This is a genomic window from Cellulosimicrobium cellulans, assembly GCF_001722485.1.
GTDB classification, from domain to species: Bacteria; Actinomycetota; Actinomycetes; order Actinomycetales; family Cellulomonadaceae; genus Cellulosimicrobium; species Cellulosimicrobium cellulans_A.
In genome coordinates this window covers 1-1,814 of sequence record NZ_LWGL01000308.1, presented here as the reverse complement: position 1 = coordinate 1,814, position 1,814 = coordinate 1, and the positions used below count along the sequence as shown (strand labels likewise).

1 protein-coding gene is annotated in these 1,814 nt (G+C 76.1%); it reads right to left on the bottom strand.

Annotation, left to right across the window (positions count from 1 at the left end; genetic code table 11):
* Positions 1 to 1,726 (bottom strand): RecQ family ATP-dependent DNA helicase (locus tag JZ5iCDA_RS17300; protein WP_069388220.1); only part of this gene is annotated, 1,726 nt, incomplete at its 3' end.
* Positions 1,727 to 1,814: the final 88 nt, after the last annotated feature.

Below are 1,814 nucleotides of genomic sequence, written 5' to 3'. Positions count from 1 at the left end.
ACAGCTCGCGCAGCGTCGCGGACCAGCCGAGCCCGTCGAGCCGCGCCACGGCGCGCCCGGTCTCGGCCTGCTCCTCCGCGGGGATGCGCCCGCGCACGGCGAGCCCGAGGCGCTCCATCCCGCTCGGCCACTGCCGCCGTGCGACGACCTCCACGCCGGGCCTGTCCATGTCGGCCCGCGCCGCGGCGACGGCCTCGGCGTCCGGGACGGCGGGAAGCGTCACGCCGCCGCAGCGGTCGCAGCGGCCGCACTCCCAGCCGGGCTCGAGCTCGGGGTCGTCGAGCGCGGCGCGCAGGAACGCCATGCGGCAGCCGGTCGTGGCCTGGTAGTCGAGCATGGCCTTCTGCTCGGCCTCGCGGGTCTGGTCGACGCGCGCGTACCGCTCGGCGTCGTAGGTCCACGGCCGGCCGGTGGCCTCCCAGCCGCCCTTGACGCGGCGCACCGCGCCGTCGACGTCGAGGACCTTGAGCATGCCCTCGAGCCGCGACCGCTTGAGGTCCACCTGCGTCTCCAGCTGCGCGACGGACTGCGTCCCACCGCCCTCGAGCGCGGCGAGCGTCGCGCGCACCTGCGCCTGGGGCGGGAACGCGGTGGAGGCGAACCACTCCCAGATGCGGCGGTCCTCCTCGCCCGGCAGCAGGACGACGGCCGAGTCGACCCCGCGCCCCGCGCGACCGACCTGCTGGTAGTAGGCGATCGGCGAGCTCGGCGCGCCGAGGTGCACGACGAACGCGAGGTCCGGCTTGTCGAAGCCCATGCCGAGCGCCGACGTCGCGACGAGCGCCTTGACGCGGTTCTCCTTGAGGTCCTCCTCGAGCCGCTCCCGCTCGGCGGGATCGGTCTGGCCGGTGTACGCCGCGACGGCGAGGCCCGCGGCGCGCAGCTGGCTCGCGACCTGCTCCGCCGCCGAGACGGTGAGGCAGTAGACGATGCCGGACCCGTCGACGTCCTGCAGCGCCTCCGTGAGCCACGCGACGCGCGACGGCTGGTCCGGCAGGGGGAGGACGGCGAGGTGCAGCGACTCGCGGTCGAGGCCGCCGCGCAGCACGAGGACCTCGTCGGGCGCGCCGCCCGTGCCCGCGGCCGACTCCGCCCGCACGCCGAGCTGCTCCGCGACGTCGGCGGTCACGCGCGCGTTCGCGGTGGCCGTCGTCGCGAGGACGGGGATGCCGGGCGGGAGGTCGGCGAGCAGCGTCCGGATGCGCCGGTAGTCGGGCCGGAAGTCGTGACCCCAGTCGGAGATGCAGTGCGCCTCGTCGACGACGACCAGCCCGGCGTCCGCGGCGAGCCGCGGCAGGACCTCGTCGCGGAACCCCGGGTTGTTGAGCCGTTCGGGCGAGCACAGCAGCACGTCGACGTCGCCCGTGGCGATGGCGGCGTGCACGTCCTCCCACTCGGTGACGTTCGCCGAGTTGATCGTCACCGCACGGATGCCCGCGCGCGCCGCCGCCGCGATCTGGTCGCGCATGAGCGCGAGCAGGGGGGAGACGATGACCGTGGGGCCCGCGCCGCGGTCGCGCAGCAGCCGCGTCGCGACGAAGTACACCGCGGACTTCCCCCACCCGGTGCGCTGCACGACGAGCGCCCGCCGCCGGAACGCGACGAGCGCCTCGATCGCGCGCCACTGGTCGTCGCGCAGGCGGGCGTCGTCGCGCCCGACCAGCGCGCGCAGGGCGGTCTCGGCGTCCTCGCGCAGCGACTCGCCGTCGAGGAGGCCGCGCAGCATGGCGAGCTTCGCCCGCCGCGCGGCGGCGGCGTGGGGCCTGCTGTGGAACAACCCGAAGATCCACACGCCCGAGCGCCGCAAGGTGTGG